This is a genomic window from Streptomyces sp. NPDC126499 (assembly GCF_040302485.1).
Lineage (GTDB): Bacteria > Actinomycetota > Actinomycetes > Streptomycetales > Streptomycetaceae > Streptomyces.
The window spans coordinates 1-18,315 of record NZ_JBEOUO010000032.1; the positions used below are offsets into that span (position 1 = coordinate 1).

An 18,315-nucleotide genomic window follows, 5' to 3' on the forward strand; every position below is an offset into this window, starting at 1 on the left:
CAACGGCTTGTCCGCCTCGTAACGGAAGGCGACCTCCTCGAAGGAGACCCGGCCCTTCAGCTCCGCCGGCTTCTCGCCCACCGGCCCGTCCGGCGCCTGCTCCTCCGCGTCCAGCAGCTCGAAGACCCGCTCGGCGGACGCGACGCCCGACTGCACCAGGTTCGCCATCGACGCGACCTGCGTCAGCGGCATCGAGAACTGCCGCGAGTACTGGATGAACGCCTGCACGTCACCGATCGACAGACTGCCGCTCGCCACCCGCAGACCACCGACCACCGCGACCAGGACGTAGTTGATGTTCGAGATGAAGAACATCACCGGCTGCATCACGCCGCTGTTGAACTGGGCCTTGAACCCTGCCTCGTACAGCGCCTCGTTCTGCTCGTGGAAGTCCTTCGCGGACTCCTCCTGGCGCCCGAACACCTTCACCAGCGCGTGCCCGGTGTACATCTCCTCCACATGGGCGTTGAGCCGGCCCGTGGACTTCCACTGCTGCACGAAGTGCGGCTGCGAGCGCTTGCCGATCCGGGTCGCGACGACCACCGACAGCGGCACCGTCACCAGCGCCACCAGCGCGAGCAGCGGCGAGATCCAGAACATCATCGCCAGCACGCCGACGATCGTGAGCAGGGAGTTGATCAGCTGCCCCATCGACTGCTGGAGGGTCTGGCCGATGTTGTCGACGTCGTTGGTCGCCCGGGACAGCACCTCGCCGCGCTTGGCCTTGTCGAAGTACGACAGGGGCAGCCGCGCCAGCTTCGCCTGGACGTCCTCGCGCATCCGGTAGACGGTCCGGTTGATCACCTTGATCGACATGCGGGTGGAGACCAGCATCAGCAGGCCCGCCAGCACGTAGATCCCCAAGGCCAGGCCCAGGACCTCGCCGACCGCCGGGAAGTCGATGCCCTGCCCGGGGGTGAAGTCCACCCCGGACAGCATGTCCGCCATCCCGCCGTCACCGTCGGCGCGCAGCGCCGCGAGCGCCTGTTCCTTCGTCGTGCCCTCGGGCATCTGCCGCCCGACCACACCCGCGAAGACGAGGTCGGTCGCCCGGCCCAGGATCAGCGGCCCGATCACCGAGGCCGCCACCGACAGCACACAGGCGACCAGCATCACCCACAGCGCGCTCCGCTCCGGCGCCAGCTGCCGCAGCAGCCGCTTGCCGGAGCCCTTGAAGTCCATCGACCGCTCGCCCGGGCCGCCCCCGGCCATGGGCATACGTGGTCCGGCCATCAGGCAGCCTCCGCCTCGGTCAGCTGGGAGAGCACGATCTCCCGGTACGTCTCGTTCTCCGCCATCAGCTCGTGGTGCCGCCCGGCGCCCACGACCCGGCCCTCGTCGAGGACCACGATCCGGTCGGCGTCCCGGATGGTCGACACCCGCTGGGCGACGATGACCACCGTCGAGTCGGCCGTCTCCTCGGCGAGCGCGGCCCGCAAGCGGGCGTCCGTCTCGTAGTCGAGGGCGGAGAAGGAGTCGTCGAAGAGATAGATCTCCGGCCGCTGCACCAGCGTCCGGGCGATGGCGAGCCGCTGCCGCTGACCGCCGGAGACATTGGTGCCGCCCTGCGCGATGGGGGCGTTCAGGCCGCCCTCCAGCTTCGCCACGAAGTCCTTGGCCTGCGCCACCTCCAGGGCGTGCCACAGCTCCTCGTCGGTCGCGTCCGGCTTGCCGTACCGCAGATTGGTCGCGACCGTCCCGGAGAAGAGGTACGGCTTCTGCGGGACGAGCCCGACCGTCCGCGCCATCAGCGCCGGATCCAGCTTCCGTACGTCCACGCCGTCGACCAGGACCTCTCCGGCGGTCACGTCGAACAGCCGGGGCACCAGCCCGAGCAGCGTCGACTTGCCGCTGCCGGTCGAGCCGATGATCGCCGTGGTCTCGCCCGGCCGGGCGACGAGCCCGACGTCCTTGAGGACCGACTCCTCCGCGCCCGGATACCGGAAGTCCGCGCTCCTGACCTCCAGATGGCCCCGCCGGCCCAGCTCGCGCACCGGCTCGGCCGGCGGCACCACACTGGAGTCCGTCGCCAGGACCTCCTCGATGCGCTCGGCGCACACCTCGGCCCGCGGCACCATCATGAACATGAAGGTGGCCATCATCACGGCCATCACGATCTGCATCAGATAGGCGAGGAAGGCGGTCAGCGCGCCGATCTCCATCGCGCCGCTGTCGATGCGGTGCGCGCCGAACCACACCACGGCGATCGACGACACGTTCACGACCGTCATCACGGTCGGGAACATCAGCGCCATCAGCCGGCCCGTGGCCATCGACACGTCGGTCAGCTCGGTGTTGGACCCCTTGAACCGCTCCCGCTCGTAGTCGTCCCGTACGAAGGCGCGGATGACCCGGTTGCCGGTGATCTGCTCCCGCAGCACCCGGTTCACCGTGTCCAGGCGCTCCTGCATGGTCCGGAACAGCGGCCGCATCCTGCGCACGATCAGGGAGACGGCGACGCCGAGCACCGGCACCACCGCGACCAGCACCGCCGACAGCGGCACGTCCAGACCGAGCGCCATGACGATGCCGCCGACGCACATGATCGGCGCGGAGACCATCAGGGTGAACGCCATCAGGACCAGCATCTGGACCTGCTGCACGTCATTGGTCGTCCGGGTGATCAGCGACGGCGCGCCGAAGTGCCCGACCTCCCGGGCCGAGAAGGACTGCACCCGCTCGAAGACGGAGGCGCGGACGTCCCGCCCGAGCGCGGCGGCGGTCCGCGCCCCGTAGTACACGGCCCCGATGTTGCAGGCCACCTGGAGCACGGACACGCCGATCATCAGCGCGCCGAACCGCAGGATGTAGCCGGTGTCCCCGTTCACGACACCGTTGTCGATGATGTCGGCGTTCAGGGTCGGCAGGTAGAGGGTGGCGCTGGTCTGCAGCAGCTGCAGCAGCACCAGCAGGCCGATGGGTTTTCTGTACGGTCGCAGGAAGGTTCGGAGCAGTCTTATGAGCACGGGCTCTACTATCGCCCGCACTGCCGAGACGTTACGACTCGTTTTAGGCGCGGCGGACGAGCCCTGGCGAAGACTTTACGAAGGGGCGGGACGCGGCGCGTCGGGCGTGGGGTCGCGTCGGCCGAGGCGCCTCGGCCCGGCCCGGGTCAGGAGGCGAACGCGCCCGGGTGGATCTGCTCCCGGGTGGCGGTGTACTGCTGCCGCACGGCCTGGCCGACGGCCAGCTCCTCGCCCGGCTCGAAGACCTGGGCGGCGGCACCCTGCCAGGCCGGGGGAGCGGTCGGGGCGAGCGTGCCCTGGGAGACGCCGAGCGCCCACGCCGCCTGCCGGGCGGCCCCGAGCGCCGCGTAGTCGGCCGGCTGGGGGACGACGACCTGCGCGCCGAACAGCATGGGGGCCATGGCCTGGACGGCGGGCAGTCCGGCGGCCGCGCCGAGCAGGAAGACCCGGCGCACCTCGACGCCCCGCCCGCGCAGCACGTCCATGGCGTCGGCGAGCGAGCAGAGCATGCCCTCGAAGGAGGCCCGGGCGAGGTGTTCGGGCTTCATCGACTCGCGGCGCAGCCCGGCGAGGGTGCCGGCGGTGTGCGGCAGCTGGGGGGTCCGTTCGCCCTCCAGATACGGCAGCAGGACGAGCCCGGAGGCGCCCGGCGTGGACGTGAGGGCGAGCGCGGACAGCTCCTCCAGACCGTCGAGGCCGAGCATCTCGGCGGTGCCGCGCAGGGCCCGTACGGCGTTGGAGGTGTGGACGACCGGCAGGTGCATGCCGGCGGCGTCGGCGAACGCGGTGATCATGCCGTTCGGGTCGGCGGGGACCTCGTGGTGGACGGCCATGACGGAGCCGGAGGCGCCGAGGGAGACCACGGCGTCGCCGACGCCGAGCCCGAGACCGAGGGCGGCCGCCATGGTCTCGCCCGTGCCGGCGGAGATCAGCAGCCCTTCCGGGGTGGTGCCGGCGGCCTCGGCGGGGCCGAGGACCTCGGGCAGCACGGCCTGGTGCCCGAGCGCGAGCTCGACGAGGTCGGGCCGGTAGGACCCGGTCCGGGCGGACCAGTAGCCGGTGGCGGAGGCGGCGCCGCGGTCGGTGGTGCGCCGCGCGGGCCGGCCGAGCAGCTGCCACACCAGCCAGTCGTGCGGCTGGAGGATCATGGCGACGCGCTGGGCGTGCTCGGGCTCGTTGCGGGCGAGCCAGCGCAGCTTGGCGACGGGCAGGCCGGACTGCGGGACGGTGCCGACGGCGTCGGCCCAGGCCTGCCGCCCGCCGAGGGCCTCGACCAGATCGGCCGCGGCGACCTGCGCCCGCTTGTCGTTGCCGACGAGCGCGGGCCGCACGAGGCCGCCCTGCGCGTCCAGCGGCACGAGCCCGTGCTGCTGGGCGGAGACCCCGATCGCCTGCACCCCTTCGAGCAGCCCGCCGGCGGCGGCCTCGCCGAGGGAGAGCAGCCAGCCCTGTGGATCCACGTCGGTGGCCTTGGGGTCCACCGGGTGCGGGGCATGGCCCTGCCGCAGTACGGCACCCGTGTCCGTGTCACAGACGACGATGCGCGTGGAGTCCGAAGAGCTGTCCAGGCCGGCGACTATCCCCATGGCACATGATTCTGCCGTACTTCCGGGGGCGGCGAGGTCAGGTGTTGGTGGGGCCCCAGTCCTCCTCCTCGTAGGAGGCGACCTGCCCGTCGTGATGGCGCCGCGACCGGATCCGGTGCGCCTGGTCCCCGACGACGTGCATCGCCCGGCCGGCGACCTGCCGCCCGGACTGGGCGGCGGACTCGGCGGCGTTGCGCACCGCGGGGTTCTCTGCGACCTGCTTGGCGGACGTCTTCATCCGCTCGTACACCTCTCGCCCGGCTCGCGTCCCGATCACGAAACCGAGGCCCAGTCCGGCGACGAAGACCAGCTTGTACCGCACGCTGCGATCCTTCCCTGGAGCCCCTGGGGATACCGATTGGCGGAGCACCCCCCTGCTTGCGCTAATGTATGTGTCGCAGCGAGCGAGCGCCGCCCGGGAAGGTCCGAGGTGGACCGTTCGGTGCAACGCAGCAATCCCCTGTAGCTCAATTGGCAGAGCAGCCGGCTGTTAACCGGCAGGTTACTGGTTCGAGTCCAGTCGGGGGAGCGCGATCCCCTGTAGCTCAATTGGCAGAGCATTCGGCTGTTAACCGGAGGGTTGCTGGTTCGAGTCCAGCCGGGGGAGCCACGCGGAAGAGGACCCTTCGGGGTCCTTTTTCGTTTCCCGGGGAACCAAGGGCCCGGCCCTGGAGTCTTCTGGATCGAGCATGGCCGACCATCCGGAGCAGGAGATCGTATGAGCGGCTATGCTGCGGCAGACGGCGCGCACACTTGTACGCGCCGTGGTGTTCGGGGCGGTAGCTCAGCCGGTTAGAGCAGCGGACTCATAATCCGTCGGCCGTGGGTTCGAGTCCCACCCGCCCCACCACAGCCCGCACCCGCAGGAAGGTTTTGCCTCGGGGTGCGGGCTTTCGCGTTCCACGGTGCACCGCCTGTGATCCGGCTCACGGCACCGACACGCCGGTCGTCACCCGGCCGGCCCACCGCCCACCACCGTCAGGTGGTACGTCGTGTCCACCCAGAAGTCGCCGGTCGAGGCGGCCTTGATCTCCAGGACGTACTGGCCGGGCAGCAGCGGGGCGAGGCCGGCCCAGATGCCCCAGGCGAGGTGCTTGCGCAGGCCCACGCGGAAGGGCGGGGCGACGAATTCCCGGAGGAGGAGCGGGGCGCCGTTGAGGTAGGCCTTCGCGGAGGAGACCTCCATGGCCAGCGGTGTGCGCGAGTACAGCTTGGTGTGCTGGACGTTGAGGACCGGGAAGAAGGCCGGGCGGTCGGCCGGGATCTCACAGCGGCGCACCACCCGGCCGCCGTAGGTGCCGGCGAGGAACCAGACGTCGTCGGGCTGCCGCCAGGCCGCGTACTCGCCCGTCGTGTCGGCCACGGGGCTGCGCCGCTCGGGGGCCGACAGGGCCCACTGCCACCAGCGGGCGGCGAGCGCGCCGCCCTCGTCCTCGGATATTCGCCATTCGCTCACGGCGCCACACCTTACGGGGTCACGGCACGTCGAGGAGCCCGGCGAACACCACCCCCGCGACGACGGCCACCACCGGCGCCGCGACGGCGAACCCCACCCGCCGGGCGGCGTGCCGGACCCGCCGGGGGAGGGCCCAGCTCGTGATCAGCAGGCCCAGGGCGAGGAGCAGCCCGGTGACGACGACCGGGAAGGCCACCTCGAAGCTCGCGTCGAACCGGTCCGCCTCGGCGCCGTTGCAGGAGTCGCAGGCCATGGGGGAGAGGCCGGCGTACAGCAGCACGAGGAAGCCCAGCGGCAGGGTCACGAGCGTGGAGACGAGCGGGGCGATCCAGGCCCCGGTGGCGCGCGCGTCGGGATCGTTCATGGTCATGGGGCCAGCCAACCGCGCGACGGGACGGCGCACATGAGCCCGCGTACTCAAAAGCCGGTCAGCGTACTGAATGTTGATCACTCTCTGTAATGAAATGCCCCGGCCGGTCAGAACCATGATCGCGACGGCGCGGTTCTTCGGTGGTCAGCGCCCCTTCGTTGGAAGGACCTTCATATGGTCAGCTCGTACGCGTCCCGGCTCCTCGCCGCGCTCTCCATGGCCACGGCCGTCACCCTGACCGGCTCCGCTCCGGCACAGGCGTCCGCGGTCGGTACGACCCCGGTGCGCACCTTCGAGTACAGCGTCGGCGGGGTGACGATGAAGGTGCCGACCGGTTGCATGTTCACCCACATCGTCCGGGGTGAGGGCCGGAAGATCACCTACCAGAACGCCGGCGTGGACTGCGGCTTCGTCGCGGCGCTGGGCAGCGGCTTCTGCAACTGGCGGATCGACTTCACGTACGCCGACACCAACAACAGGACGTACCGGACCTCACGGGGCAAGACGCACTCCGAGTGCAAGATCGATCCCATGCGGAACAACTCCCCGCAGACCCTGCCTCGTTATGGCAAGGCGTGTGCGCACCTCTTCGTCAACGGGGTGCGCCGAGTGAGTCAGTGCCATCACATCACGAAGTGAGTCGTTCATGATCGACAGCGAGCAGGGGCAGGACGAGGCCGCCGTGGCGCGGCGGCGGAGGAACGGGATCGCGGGGTTCGCCGTGGGGTTCCTCGTCTCGATCGCCTTCTTCGCCTTCTTTCCCGGGCTTCCCCATGTCATCGACTGGGGGGCGATCATCGTCTCGATCGTCGTCGGCGGCGTGGCGCGGTGGGCGGCGCAGAAGTGGCTGAGCGGCTGACGCCGGGGGGGTGAGGGGCGGCCCCGGCGCGCCTTGCCGGCGCGCCGGGGCCTTCGGTGGATCAGCGGGCTCAGTACGTCAGGATCCCCGGGTCCGAGACCCCCGGCGCGCCCGTTTCCACGTGGCCCGCCAGGCGGCGGAGGTAGTCCGGGTGGGACGGGGTCGTGAGGGTGACGTCGTACCAGCGGGCGGAGGCGGCGAGGTCGAGGGTGTGGGTGACCGTCGTGCCCTTCGGGAGCGTGAGGGTGGTCGGGCCTCCCGTGTAGGTGTTGGTGAGTGTGACCGTCGTCGTGGTGCCGGGGTTGGTGAAGGTCAGGGTCAGGTTGCCGGTGGTGGCGTCGTGGCGGGCCTGGACCTCGGGGAGCGGGGTCTTGCCGGGGGAGCGGAAGCGGCGGAGGAAGCCGTTGGGGCCATGGACCGTGAGGTCGGTGAGGCCCTTGGAGTAGCGGGTGTTCCAGGTGTCCGAGAGGGACTTGGCCGCTTCCGTCGTGTACGTCCACGGCGCGTCCGTGCGGTTCGCCGAGGTCACGTAGAACTGGGCGCCGGCGGACGGGCCGCCGCTGAAGGTGAGGCGGTAGGTGCCGGCGGTCGTGTCGGCGGCGCCGTCGACGTACGGGGCGTACTTCAGCGGACGGGTGGGCTTGGTGCCCCGTTCCTGGCGGGGCATCGTGCCGACCGCCGGGGCCGTGGCCAGGAAGTCGGGGTGGCGCTCGCGGTCCGGCGGGTAGTAGCCGTCGGTCGGCGGCAGCGGGGCGGCCTGGGGGTCCGTACGCGTGAAGTCGAACGCGGAGGTCAGGTCGCCGCACACGGCCCGGCGCCAGGGCGAGATCTGCGGCTCCCGCACGCCGAAGCGGCGCTCCATGAAGCGGATGATCGACGTGTGGTCGAAGGTCTCCGAGCAGGTGTAGCCGCCCTTCGACCAGGGCGAGACGACGAGCATGGGGACGCGCGGGCCGAGCCCGTACGGGCCTGCGACGTACCCCGTCTTCCCGGGGAAGTAGTCCAGCGTGGTCGGGACGGTCGACAGGCCCTGGGAAGCGGAGGCCGGGACGTACGGCGGGACCACGTGGTCGAAGAAGCCGTCGTTCTCGTCGTAGGTGATGAACAGGGCCGTACGCGCCCACACGTCCGGGTTCGAGGTCAGCGCGTCCAGGACCTGGGCGATGTACCAGGCGCCGTAGTTCGAGGGCCAGTTGGAGTGCTCGGTGAAGGCTTCGGGCGCGGCGATCCAGGAGATCTGGGGGAGGGTGCCCGCCTGGACGTCGGCGCGGAGCCTGTCGAAGAAGCCCTCGCCCGCCTTGGCGTTCGTGCCCGTGCGGGCCTTGTCGTAGAGGGGGTTGCCGGGCTGGGCGTTGCGGTAGGTGTTGAAGTACAGCAGCGAGTTGTCGCCGTAGTTGCCCCGGTAGGCGTCGTTGATCCAGCCCCAGTGACCGGCGGCGTCCAGGCCGTCGCCGATGTCCTGGTAGACCTTCCAGGAGACCCCGGCCGCCTCCAGCCGCTCGGGGTAGGTGGTCCAGCCGTAGCCCGCCTCTGCGTTGTTGAGGACCGGGCCGCCGCCCGTGCCGTCGTTGCCGGTGTGACCGGTCCACATGTAGTAGCGGTTCGGGTCGGTCGAGCCGATGAACGAGCAGTGGTACGCGTCGCAGATCGTGAACGCGTCGGCGAGCGCGTAGTGGAACGGGATGTCCTGGCGGGTGAGGTAGGCCATGGTGGCCTTGGTCTTCGCGGGCACCCACTGGTCGTACGCGCCCTTGTTGAAGGCCCGCTGGCCGCCCGCCCAGTCGTGGTTGAGGCCCTGGAGGAACTCCATGCCGAGGTCGTCGCTCGGCGGGCGGAAGGGCAGGGTCTCGGTCCTGCCGTCGGACTGGTGCCAGACGGACTTGCCGCTGGGGAGCGTGACCGGGCGCGGGTCGCCGAAGCCGCGTACGCCCTTCATCGCCCCGAAATAGTGGTCGAAGGAACGATTTTCCTGCATCAGGACCACGATGTGCTCGATGTCCTGGATCGTGCCCGTCGTGCCCTGCGCCGGGATGGCGGCGGCGCGGGCGATGCTGTCGGACAGCATGGTGAACGCGGCGGCTCCGCCCGCGAGTTGCAGGAACCGGCGGCGATTCAGTTCGGCCATGGGGGGTTGCCCTCCGGAGTGGGAGACGGACGGGGTGCGGGTGCGCGGCCGGCCGGGCCGGCGACGGGCGCCCCAAGGAGAGCGCCCGTGAACCACCGCTCGGCGGCCGTCCCATGACTGCCCGTCGTACGCCGGGCGAATCCCCCGTGCCCGAACGTGAAAACTCACAACCGAACGCCCCCGGTGGGCCGAACTCCACCAGGGGCGTGCGTAGGTGAACAGAAAACTGCACGGGAGCGAGCGGAGGGCTACTCGACGACGAGCTCGACCGTGATGTTGCCGCGGGTCGCCTTCGAGTACGGGCAGAAGGCGTGGGTCTTCTCCAGGAGCGCGGCGCCCGCCTCGCCCTGCAGGTGGTCGGGGAACTCGGCGCGCATGACGACGGCGAGCCCGAAGCCGCCGTCGGCCGGGTCCTTGCCGATGGAGACCTCGGCGGTGATGGACGCGTCCGAGATGTCGATCTTCTCCTGGCGGGCCACCACGCCCATGGCGCTGGCGAAGCAGGCGGCGTATCCGGCGGCGAAGAGCTGCTCGGGGTTGGTGCCCTGGCCGTTGCCGCCGAGGGCCGTGGGGTGGGCGAGGGGGAGGTCGATGTGGCCGTCGGAGCTGACGGCGCGGCCCTCGCGGCCGTTGGCGGTGGCGACTGCGGTGTAGATCGCGTCCATGGGTTCTTCCGTTCCTGTCCGTGGCTCGGTGCCGGGTTGCCGGATCTATTTGTAGCGCGCCATTTAGTTGTGCACAACTTAATGGCGTGTGACGGTCGTCTCCCGTACCCTGGGAACCATGGACGGACCCACCGACGAGGACTTCCTCCGGCTCGACAACCAGATCTGCTTCTCCCTGCACGCCGCCACCCGCGCCTTCAACGGCGTCTACCGCGGCGCGCTCAAGGAGCTCGGCCTCACGTACCCGCAGTACCTGGTGATGCTGGTCCTCTGGGAGCACGGCGAGCTGCCCGTCAAGGGCATCGGCGAGCGGCTCCGCCTCGACTCCGGCACCCTGTCGCCGCTGCTCAAGCGCCTTGAGGCGGTCGGCTACGTCGAGCGGCGGCGCAGCGCGGAGGACGAGCGGTCCGTCACCGTGCGGGTCACCGGCGAGGGCGCCGCGCTCCGCGAGAAGGCCCTCGGGGTGCCGCGCGGGATCGCCGCCGCGACCGGCCTCGACCTGGAGGAGATCGTCGCCCTGCGCGACCGGCTGAACGCCCTCGCCGGCCGGCTCGACGCCGTCGACCCCGACGACCTCGCCCGGTGCGTCGTCGGGAAGTGACGTCGCCGCCGCCGTCAGGTGACGGAAAGTGGCCGGAATCCGCCCTCGGGTGAGGCGGGTGGCCGTGGCGTGTGCCCGGGCGCCTCTCGGTGCCGGGGGACCACCCGCGCGCCTGCCAACCGCATGCGTGAACGGGGGGCGCCCGTCACTGGCGCCCGTGCGTCATCGGCGCCCGTGCGTCACCGGCGCGCGCCTGCCGCCGGTGACGTGCGCCTCGCCCTACGCGGCGGCCAGGGCCTCCAGCGCCGGGACCGTTTCCGCCGGGGACGGCAGGGCGGCGTTCTCGGCCCGCAGGCGGGCCGCGGCCTCGCTCAGGGCCGGGTCCGTGACGAGGCGGGTGAGGAGTGAGGCGTCGACCTCGTCGGCGGTGGAGCACAGGGCCGCGCCGGTCGCGGTGAGGGCGTCGGCGTTGATGAAGTGGTCGGCCCCCTGGGGCAGCAGCAGCTGGGGCAGGCCGGCCTGGAGCGCGGTGAGCATCGTGCCCGAACCACCGTGGTGGATCAGCGCGTCGGAGGCCGTCAGCAGCTCCGCGAGCGGCACCCACGGCAGCGGGCGGACGTTGTCCGGAAGGGTGCCCAGCGGAGCGAGGTCGGCGTCCCCGACGGCGAGCAGGAACTCGGCGTCCACCGACGCGGCGGCCTCCATCAGGCGGACGATGGCGCCGACGCCCTCCATCTCGGTGAGCACCGTGCCCAGGGTGACCACGACCCGCGACCGGGTGCCGCGGCGGAGCAGTTCGGCGGGGACCGTGCCGCCGCCGTTGTACGGGAGGTAGCGCATCCGCAGGCTCCCCCGGTCACCGCCGAGCGAGGCGGGGATGATGTCGAGCGCGGTGGCCTCGGCGGGACCGGCCACGCCGTACGTCTCGTACGCCTCCGTGAAGTAGGCCGCCTGCCGGCGGACCATGTCGAGGCCCGAGGCGACGCCGAAGTTCTGGATCACCGAGGGGATCTTGAGCTTGGCCGCGACCAGCGGGGCGGAGGCCTGGAAGGAGTCGTGGACCAGCAGGTCGGCACCCCAGCCCTCGGCGGTCTCCAGCAGGCCGTCGACCGTCGGGCGGGAGACGAGCGCGAAGGCGTGGGCCGCCCTGTCCAGGATCTGATCGGAGGTCATCTCCGGGGCGACATAGCGCGCTTCCTCGCCGGTTGCCTGCCGGAACACCTCCCGGATGTCGCGGCCGTCCCCGATCTCGACGATCGGGAACCCCGCCTCGCGGAGCCGGTCCAGCGGCTGCGAGCCCGCGAACAGCACCTCGTGACCGGCGGCGCGCAGCGCCTGCGCGGTCGGGATCATCGGGAAGAGATGGCCGGCCGCCGCCGGTCCGGTGAAGAGTACGCGCACGATGTCTCCTTGCCATGGTCTGCCGTACGAGGACGAGTCGTGCCCGAACGCCCCCGCTCACACGGCGAACCAGCGCGACGGCACCGCGTGTTCCGGGCGGGATCGATAATCGGACGTTCTCGCGAACGCCGATCCGGACGGAACGCGACCGGACCGAGTCCGTACCCGAAGCCGGCCGAGCCCAGCCGGGCCGGGCCTGCCGGGCTGGCCGAGCCGAGCCGGATCGAGCCGGACCGCACTCGGGCCGGGCCCGCCGGGCCAAGTCCGACGGCGCTGCATCCGCCGGGGCCCGCCGGGCCCGCCGGACCCAGCTCGACCGGGCCGACCGGCCCGGCCGAGTCGGACCGAGCCGAACCGCACGGGACCGGACCGAGTCCGTACCCGCAGCCGGCCGAGCCGAGCCGGACCGCACGGGACCGCACGGGACCGGACCGGGACGGGCCCGCCGGGCCGTGTCCGAAGGACGGGACCGGACCGCAATCAGGTCCGTCGGGCCGAGTCCGACCCGACCGGACCGGAGCCAGTCAGGCCCGCCGGACCCGGCCCCACCGTGCCTGCCGCCCCGCAGCCGGAAAATTGTAAGGACCCACATTGAAGGGCGCTCCTATACTCGGGCTATGCCCGACATCACCCTCCGGCGCGCCACCGCCGACGACTCGAAGCGGCTCACCCGGCTCGTGCGGACCTCCTCCGCCTACGCCGGCGCGTACGCCCCCATGGTCGCCGGCTACCAGGTGGGCGGCTCGTACATCGAGCACCACCCCGTCTACGTCGCCGTCGGCGCCGACGGGCGGGTCCTCGGCTTCTACGCCCTGCTCCTCGACGAGGCCGAGCTCGACCTCGCCTTCGTCGCCGACGAGGCCCAGGGCCTGGGGATCGGCCGGATGCTCGTCGAGCACATGATCGGCCAGGGCCGCGCCGCCGGACTCGACTCCATACGGGTCGTCGCCCACCCGCCCGCCGAGGAGTTCTACCTGCGCACCGGCGCCCGCCGCACCGGCACCGTCCGGCCCACCGGACGCATCCACTGGGAACGCCCCGAGCTGCGCTACGACCTCACGGGCGACGTCACGGGTGACACCCCCGCCGGCACCGGACCCCGCGCCGGCAGCAGCACCCGCACCCCGGCCGACGCCGCGTGAGCGCCCCCGCACCGGCCTCCGCCCCGGCCGACCGCAAGGGCGGCAGGCTCTTCGCCGACCTCACCCCGCTCCGTACCTCGGCCGACTACCGGCGGCTCTGGTTCGGCAACACCGTCACCTGGGTCGGCCAGGGCATGACCACCCTCGCCATCTCCCTCCAGGTCTACGACATCACCCGCTCGCCGTTCTCCGTCGGTCTGGTCGGGCTCTTCACCCTCGTCCCGCTCGTCGTCTTCGGCCTGTACGGCGGCGCGATCGCCGACACCGTCGACCGCCGCAAGCTCGGCCTGGTCAGCTCCACCGGCCTGGCCGTGCTCTCCATCGCCCTCGCCACGGCCGCCTTCGCCGGCTTCCACCGGGTGTGGTTCCTCTACGGAATCGTCGCCCTCCAGGCGGTCTGCGCCGCGCTCAACGCGCCCGCCCGCAGCGCCATGATCCCCCGGCTGCTGCCCGCCGAACAGCTGCCCGCCGCCAACGCGCTCAACTCGATGACCACCACCTTCGGCACGCTCGTCGGGCCCAGCATCGGCGGCCTCGTCGTCGGTCTGGCCGGCTACCAGACGGCGTACCTCATCGACGCGATCGCCTTCTCGGCCTCCCTCTACGCGATGTGGCGCCTGCCGTCGATGCTGCCGGACCGCACCGGCACCAAGCGGGCCTCCGTCCTCGACGGACTGCGCTTCCTCGCCACCCGACCCAACCTGCGCATGACGTTCTTCTCCGACTTCTGCGCGATGATCCTCGCCCACCCCCGGGCGCTGTTCCCGGCCGTCGCCGTCCTCTGGTACGGCGGCGACGCCCGCACCGCCGGACTCCTCGTCGCCGCACCGGCGTTCGGCGCCCTGCTGGGCGGGGTGCTCTCCGGCTGGCAGGGCCGGATCCGCCACCACGGGCAGGCGATCCTGCTGGCCGTCGCCACGTGGGGCACCGCGATCGCCGTCTTCGGCCTCACCCGCAACCTCTGGCTCGGGCTGCTGCTGCTCGCCGTCGCCGGCTACTCCGACACCGTCTCGATGATCTTCCGGAACACGATGATGCAGGTCGCCGCCCCGGACGAGATGCGGGGCCGGCTCCAGGGCGTCTTCATCGTGGTCGTCGCCGGGGGGCCCAGGCTCGGCGACTTCCTCGCCGGCTCGGTCGCCGACCTCACCTCCCCGACCGTCGCCATCACCGGCGGCGGACTCGCCTGCGTCCTCGCGATCGGGCTGCTCGCCCTCTACGGCAAGGGCTTCCGGCGGTACGACGCCCGCAACCCCACGGCGTGAACCAACCGTTGCCCGGTACGCTCCTGGTCCCGTCCCGCCGCAGATCATCCGGGCGGTGGGCGCGAAGGCGTGATGCGCCGCCCATACGGGTCATCCCGTGCCCAGCTCACCGCGCGCGCACTTGCCGCTGTCCCGTGCCCAGGTCAGGCTCCGACATGAGCAATCCCGCTCGTCAGGAGGTTTTCATGCGCAAGCTCATCGCCACGGTCACCCTGGCCGCAGCCGCCGTTCTCGCCGGCTCCGGAACGGCACTCGCCCACAACGGCACCGAGTTCCTCGACGAACCCGGTGTGTCGGTCGCGGAGACCACGGTCGTCGTCTGCAACGACTTCAGCTTCTGCCAGGGCGACGGCGCCTGAGCCTTCCCCGTCACGGCGGGAAGCCCCCTCACTCCGAGGGGGCTTCCTGCTGCCCGGCGCCCTTCGGGGCGGCCCCTTCGACGATCCCCCGGACGATCCCCAGCTCCAGCAGGTCCTCGGGGCGCAGCCGCAGCTGCCCGGCCGTCTCCGGCACCCGGTCCGGCGGCCGTTTGAGGATGGCGGCGGCGAGCTCGGGGGCGATGACCGAGAAGTAACCGTCCGGCGTGGCCCAGGTGTTGTGCGGCGCGGCGAGCGCGAGCGCGCCGCCGGAGCCGCCCTCCCCGATGAGGACCGAGGTGACCGGCGTGCGGGCCTCGGCGATCGCCGCGAAGGCGTCCGCGATGGCCGGTCCCGCCCCGGCGCGCTCGGCCTCCGCGTCGTTGGCGGCGCCCGGCGTGTCGATCAGGGTGAGCACCGGCACCCCGAGCCGGTCCGCGAGCCGTACGAGCCGGGCCGCGGTGCGGAACCCGGCGGGCCGGGTCGCCCCGCCGTCCTGCGCCGCGTACGCCACGACCCTGCCCTCGTGGAGGCCGAAGCCGCACTCCATCCCCGGGTCGACGCCCCCGGTCCGGTCGCCGCGGATCGCCGCCCGCACCTCGAAGTAGTCGTCCAGGTACGCCCCGGCCCGCGGCCGCCCGGCCGCCCGCGCCCGCCGGACGGCGTCCCAGCCGGTCCCGGCCGGCGCGAGCGCGCCGAGAGCGCGCGGCGGAGGCGCGGGCGCCGGTGCGTGGGACGCGGGTGCGGGGGACGCGGGCGCGGGCGCGCCGGACACAGCCGCCCCGGGCACGGGCGTTCCGGGCACGGGCGTTCCGGGCACGGGCGTTCCGGACACGGGCGTTCCGGGCACGGGTGCGGCGGGTGTCGGTTCGCCGGGCAGGGGTGCGGCGGGTGACGGTTCGCCGGCTGCCGGGGACAGGAGTCGGAGCCACAGGGCCAGCGTGTCCCGGAGGCGGTCCGGCGGGACGATCGCGTCCACGTGGCCGTGGGCGTACTGGTCCTCCGCCGTGTACGCGGCCGGGTCGGCGTCCGGCGGGCGGACGCGGGAGCCCGCGAAGGCGACCTGGGCGGCGGGCATGGCCAGGACGACGTCGGCGCCCGCGCCGACGGTGGCCCAGCCGCCGCCGGTCGTGGGGTCGCGCAGGACGGCGACGTGGGGCAGGCCCGCGGCCCGGAGACGTACGGTCTCGGCGGCCACGCGCTGGAGCTGGACGAGGGCGACCATGCCCTCCTGCATGCGGCTGCCGCCGGTCGCGACGAGCGAGACCAGCGGGAGGCGCCGCGCGACGGCCGTGCGGTACGCGGCGACGAGCCGGTCACCGGCCGCCCGGCCGAGCGAGCCGCCGAGGAAGCCGAACTCGAACGCCACCAGGACGCAGGGCCGTCCGCCGACGGTGGCCGTGCCGTGCAGCACGGACTCGTCCTCGCCGGTCCGTTCCGCCGCGCGGGCACGGGAGTCGTCGTAACCGGACCAGCCGATGGGCCCGTCCGCACGGACCGGCCCGCCGGCCTCGGGACCTCCCGCGCCGGCCGTCGGGGCAACCGGCCTGCCCGCCTCGGTACCTTCCGCAGCGGCTGTCGGCGCGACCGATCCGCTCGCCTCGGCACCTTCCGCAGCGGCTGTCGGTGCGATCGGCCCGCCGACCCCGGCACCTCCCGCAGCGCCCGTCGGTGCGATCGGCCCGCCGACCCCGGCATCCCCCGCAGCGCCCGTCGGAGCGCCCGGCCCGCCGACCCCGGCATCCCCCGCAGCGCCCGTCGGAGCGCCCGGCCCGCCGACCCCGGCATCCCCCGCAGCGTCCGTCGGAGCGCCCGGCCCGCCGACCCCGGCATCCCCCGCAGCGTCCGTCGGAGCAACCGGTCCGCCGGCCCCCACCCCCGCCGCCGGCACGAAGTCGTCCGTCACCAGGGCGATCGCCTCGCGGGCGGAGAAACGTTCAGGCATGGAGGGCCTTCTTCAGGACCTTGCCCATGTCGTTACGCGGCAGCGCGGCCAGGTAGCGGACTTCTCGTGGGCGTTTGTGCGGGGCGAGCAGCGTGGTCACATGGCCGGCCAGGGCCTCGGGCGCGGGCGGGTCGGCGGGGTCCGCCGGGACCACCCACGCCACGATCCGCTCGCCCAGGTCCGGGTCCGGCTCCCCGGTCACCGCCGCCTCGCGGACGCCCGGGTGGTCGAGGAGCGCGTTCTCGATCTCGCCGGCGCCTATCTTGTAGCCGCCGCTCTTGATGAGGTCCGTCGCCTTGCGGCCGACGATCCGGACCTGGCCGTCGGGCTCCCGCACCGCCATGTCCCCGGTGCGGAACCAGCCGTCGTCGGTGAAGGCCGCCGCCGTCGCGTCGGGCCGGTTCAGATACGCGGTGAACAGGTTCGGGCCCTTCACCTGGATCTCGCCGACCGTCTCGCCGTCGTACGCCTCCGCGCCGAGCACGGCGCCGTCCTCCTCCACGAGCCGCAGCGCGACGCCCCGCAGCGGTAGCCCGACCGAACCGGGGCGCGGGTCGGCGCCGACGAGGACCGAGGTGTTCATCAGGGTCTCGGTCATCCCGTACCGCTCGACCACCGTCCGCCCGGTCGCCGCCCTGATCCGCTCGTGGTCGTGCACCGGCAGCGCCGCCGAGCCCGAGACCAGCAGCCGCGCACCGGCGAGCGCCCGGACGAGCGCCGGGTCGTGGGGGAGTGCCTCCGCGAGCCGGTGGTACATCGTCGGCACCCCGAACAGCATCGTCCCCCCGCCGCTCCCGGCTCCCACCTCCCTGGCCACGCCCTCCACCGAGAACGCCCCCAGGTGCCGCAGCTCGCCACCCCGCCGCAGGGGGCCGAGCACGCCGAGGACCAGGCCGTGCACATGGAACAGCGGCAGCGCGTGCACGAGGACGTCCTCGGCCGTCCAGGCCCAGGCGTCCGCGAGCGCGTCCAGGGAGGCGGCGATCGCGCGCCGGGAGAGGACGACGCCCTTGGGCGGGCCGGTGGTGCCCGAGGTGTAGACGATCAGGGCAGCGGCCTCGGGGTCGGCCGGCTCCTGCGCGCGGGGGCCGGAGGCGTGGATGTCCACGTCGATCCGGGGCAGTGCGGCGAGCCCGCCCGGCAGCCCGACGCCGGGGCCCGCGAGCACCGCGCCCGGGGCGCTGTCGCCGATGATGTGCGCCAGCTCGCGCTCGCCGGTCCGCGGGTTGAGCGGTACGGCCGGCACGCCGGCGAGCAGCGCGGCCACCACCGCGACCGCCGTCTCGGCCGTCGGCGTGGCCCACACGGCGACGCGGCCGGCGTCCCCGATGCGTACCGCCAGGGCTCCGGCGGCCCGCGCCAGCTCCCCGTACGTCAGTATGTCCGCGCCGAAACGCAGGGCCGGCCGGTCCGAACCGGCCGCAAGGGCCGGGAAGAGGGCGCTCATGGGGGCATTCTGCCCAGCCGTCAGGGGCCGCGCGCTGCGACCTTGGTCACCTCGGGAGCCGACCGCCGCCCTCGGGCCGGACGGTCCGCATCCGGAGGAAGGCCACGACCGGCCTCGGGCCGTACGCGTCGGTGTCGGCGCTCACCGTCGTGCCCGTCCTGCTGCCGGCCGGCGTCAAGGTGCTCCGTACG

Annotated in this window: 17 protein-coding genes and 3 tRNA genes; 9 read left to right on the forward strand and 11 right to left on the reverse strand. The window is 72.8% G+C overall.

Annotated features, from left to right (window positions below):
• The 4 genes from ABTZ91_RS31460 to ABTZ91_RS31475 form a co-directional block, all read right to left on the reverse strand.
• Nucleotides 1–1,233, reverse strand: a 1,233-nt coding sequence (locus ABTZ91_RS31460) for an ABC transporter ATP-binding protein (RefSeq protein ID WP_352080634.1), incomplete at its 3' end; no start/stop codon positions are given.
• Nucleotides 1,233–2,966: an ABC transporter ATP-binding protein gene (locus ABTZ91_RS31465; protein ID WP_352080635.1), complete on the reverse strand. Its 1,734-nt coding sequence runs from the start codon at nucleotides 2,964–2,966 to the stop codon at nucleotides 1,233–1,235. The genes ABTZ91_RS31465 and ABTZ91_RS31460, both read right to left, overlap by 1 nt.
• A 146-nt stretch (nucleotides 2,967–3,112) precedes the next feature.
• A complete protein-coding gene (locus ABTZ91_RS31470; protein WP_352080636.1) occupies nucleotides 3,113–4,552 on the reverse strand; it encodes an FGGY family carbohydrate kinase in 1,440 nt (479 codons plus the stop codon).
• Nucleotides 4,553–4,589: 37 nt separating this feature from the next.
• Nucleotides 4,590–4,874 carry a YtxH domain-containing protein gene (locus ABTZ91_RS31475; protein ID WP_352080637.1) on the reverse strand — a complete coding sequence of 95 codons (285 nt, stop codon included), beginning with the start codon at nucleotides 4,872–4,874 and terminating at the stop codon, nucleotides 4,590–4,592.
• Between the two features lie 134 nt (nucleotides 4,875–5,008).
• Here ABTZ91_RS31475 and ABTZ91_RS31480 point away from each other — a divergent pair.
• The 3 genes from ABTZ91_RS31480 (at nucleotide 5,009) to ABTZ91_RS31490 (ending at nucleotide 5,402) form a co-directional block, all read left to right on the forward strand.
• A tRNA-Asn gene (locus ABTZ91_RS31480) sits at nucleotides 5,009–5,081 on the forward strand.
• Nucleotides 5,082–5,086: 5 nt separating this feature from the next.
• Nucleotides 5,087–5,162: transfer RNA gene (locus ABTZ91_RS31485), tRNA-Asn, on the forward strand.
• A gap of 163 nt (nucleotides 5,163–5,325) precedes the next feature.
• A tRNA-Ile gene (locus tag ABTZ91_RS31490) sits at nucleotides 5,326–5,402 on the forward strand.
• Between the two features lie 99 nt (nucleotides 5,403–5,501).
• Here ABTZ91_RS31490 and ABTZ91_RS31495 read toward each other — a convergent pair.
• Nucleotides 5,502–6,008, reverse strand: a complete 507-nt coding sequence (locus ABTZ91_RS31495; RefSeq protein ID WP_352080638.1) for a hypothetical protein — start codon at nucleotides 6,006–6,008, stop codon at nucleotides 5,502–5,504.
• 19 nt (nucleotides 6,009–6,027) lie between these two features.
• A complete protein-coding gene (locus ABTZ91_RS31500) occupies nucleotides 6,028–6,378 on the reverse strand; it encodes a hypothetical protein (protein WP_352080639.1) in 351 nt (116 codons plus the stop codon).
• A 174-nt stretch (nucleotides 6,379–6,552) separates the two neighbouring features.
• On the opposite strand from ABTZ91_RS31500, the gene ABTZ91_RS31505 reads away from it, so the two are divergent.
• Together ABTZ91_RS31505 and ABTZ91_RS31510 are read left to right on the forward strand one after the other, a co-directional pair.
• Nucleotides 6,553–7,017: a hypothetical protein gene (locus ABTZ91_RS31505; protein ID WP_352080640.1), complete on the forward strand. Its 465-nt coding sequence runs from the start codon at nucleotides 6,553–6,555 to the stop codon at nucleotides 7,015–7,017.
• A 7-nt stretch (nucleotides 7,018–7,024) separates the two neighbouring features.
• On the forward strand, nucleotides 7,025–7,237 hold the full coding sequence (locus ABTZ91_RS31510) for a hypothetical protein (protein ID WP_352080641.1): 213 nt from the start codon (nucleotides 7,025–7,027) through the stop codon (nucleotides 7,235–7,237).
• 70 nt (nucleotides 7,238–7,307) lie between these two features.
• Here the strand turns inward: ABTZ91_RS31510 and ABTZ91_RS31515 are convergent, their stop codons facing one another.
• Together ABTZ91_RS31515 and ABTZ91_RS31520 are read right to left on the reverse strand one after the other, a co-directional pair.
• Nucleotides 7,308–9,362, reverse strand: coding sequence for a phosphocholine-specific phospholipase C (locus ABTZ91_RS31515; protein WP_352080642.1), 2,055 nt, complete (start codon nucleotides 9,360–9,362; stop codon nucleotides 7,308–7,310).
• A 248-nt stretch (nucleotides 9,363–9,610) separates the two neighbouring features.
• Complete coding sequence (locus ABTZ91_RS31520) at nucleotides 9,611–10,027, reverse strand: organic hydroperoxide resistance protein (protein WP_352080643.1); 417 nt, start codon at nucleotides 10,025–10,027, stop codon at nucleotides 9,611–9,613.
• A gap of 118 nt (nucleotides 10,028–10,145) precedes the next feature.
• On the opposite strand from ABTZ91_RS31520, the gene ABTZ91_RS31525 reads away from it, so the two are divergent.
• On the forward strand, nucleotides 10,146–10,628 hold the full coding sequence (locus ABTZ91_RS31525) for a MarR family transcriptional regulator (protein WP_352080644.1): 483 nt from the start codon (nucleotides 10,146–10,148) through the stop codon (nucleotides 10,626–10,628).
• A 219-nt stretch (nucleotides 10,629–10,847) separates the two neighbouring features.
• On the opposite strand, the gene ABTZ91_RS31530 is transcribed toward ABTZ91_RS31525, so the two are convergent.
• A complete protein-coding gene (locus tag ABTZ91_RS31530; protein WP_352080645.1) occupies nucleotides 10,848–11,969 on the reverse strand; it encodes a nucleotide disphospho-sugar-binding domain-containing protein in 1,122 nt (373 codons plus the stop codon).
• Nucleotides 11,970–12,586: 617 nt separating this feature from the next.
• On the opposite strand from ABTZ91_RS31530, the gene ABTZ91_RS31535 reads away from it, so the two are divergent.
• The 3 genes from ABTZ91_RS31535 to ABTZ91_RS31545 all read left to right on the forward strand — a co-directional run bounded on the left by ABTZ91_RS31535 (nucleotide 12,587) and on the right by ABTZ91_RS31545 (nucleotide 14,735).
• Nucleotides 12,587–13,111, forward strand: coding sequence for a GNAT family N-acetyltransferase (locus tag ABTZ91_RS31535; protein WP_352080646.1), 525 nt, complete (start codon nucleotides 12,587–12,589; stop codon nucleotides 13,109–13,111).
• Nucleotides 13,108–14,376: an MFS transporter gene (locus ABTZ91_RS31540; RefSeq protein WP_352080647.1), complete on the forward strand. Its 1,269-nt coding sequence runs from the start codon at nucleotides 13,108–13,110 to the stop codon at nucleotides 14,374–14,376. The genes ABTZ91_RS31535 and ABTZ91_RS31540 overlap by 4 nt, the downstream gene beginning before the upstream one ends.
• Nucleotides 14,377–14,561: 185 nt before the next feature.
• Nucleotides 14,562–14,735, forward strand: a complete 174-nt coding sequence (locus ABTZ91_RS31545) for a hypothetical protein (RefSeq protein ID WP_352080648.1) — start codon at nucleotides 14,562–14,564, stop codon at nucleotides 14,733–14,735.
• Between the two features lie 28 nt (nucleotides 14,736–14,763).
• On the opposite strand, the gene ABTZ91_RS31550 is transcribed toward ABTZ91_RS31545, so the two are convergent.
• Complete coding sequence (locus tag ABTZ91_RS31550; RefSeq protein ID WP_407078070.1) at nucleotides 14,764–16,365, reverse strand: carboxyl transferase domain-containing protein; 1,602 nt, start codon at nucleotides 16,363–16,365, stop codon at nucleotides 14,764–14,766.
• 304 nt (nucleotides 16,366–16,669) lie between these two features.
• Nucleotides 16,670–18,124 (reverse strand): acyl-CoA synthetase, encoded by a 1,455-nt coding sequence (locus tag ABTZ91_RS31555; RefSeq protein ID WP_352080649.1) that lies wholly within the window; start codon nucleotides 18,122–18,124, stop codon nucleotides 16,670–16,672.
• Nucleotides 18,125–18,315 lie beyond the last annotated feature (191 nt).